Source organism: Streptomyces sp. SID13726, assembly GCF_010548375.1.
In the GTDB taxonomy this organism is placed as follows: Bacteria; Actinomycetota; Actinomycetes; order Streptomycetales; family Streptomycetaceae; genus Streptomyces.
Map to the genome: position 1 here is coordinate 1 of NZ_JAAGLY010000476.1, position 435 is coordinate 435.

1 protein-coding gene is annotated in these 435 nt (G+C 71.5%); it reads left to right on the forward strand.

Annotation, left to right across the window (positions count from 1 at the left end; translation table 11 throughout):
* Positions 1-435 (forward strand): DUF6545 domain-containing protein (locus G3I78_RS48660; protein ID WP_343244038.1); only part of this gene is annotated, 435 nt, incomplete at both ends.

Below are 435 nucleotides of genomic sequence, written 5' to 3' on the forward strand. Positions count from 1 at the left end.
GGGCTGGGGCTGATCGCCTTCGGGTACGTGCTGAACCTGCTCTACGACATCGCGAAGTTCAGCGCCATCGGGGCCCGCTGGGCGGACGCCGACTGGGACGTCCTCAGCACGGAGGTCGCTCCGGCCCTCGCCTCCGTGTCCGCGCTGCTGATCGCGACCGGGTTCGTCCTGCCGCTCGTCTCCCAGCACGTCATGAACCAGTGGGACATGTGGCGCCGGTACGCGCAGCTGCGCCCGCTGGCCCGGGAGCTGAAGGGCGCGACGCGGCACAGCATCGCGCTGGGCGGCGGTCCGTGGACGCCCATCGAGATCCGGTTGACGCAGCGCGAGTCGGACATCCACGACGGGATCCTCACGGTCAGCCCGTACCTGCGGGCAGGGGTACGGGAGAGGGCGCTGCGGGAGGAACTGGAGGCGGGGCGTCCGGCCGACGAG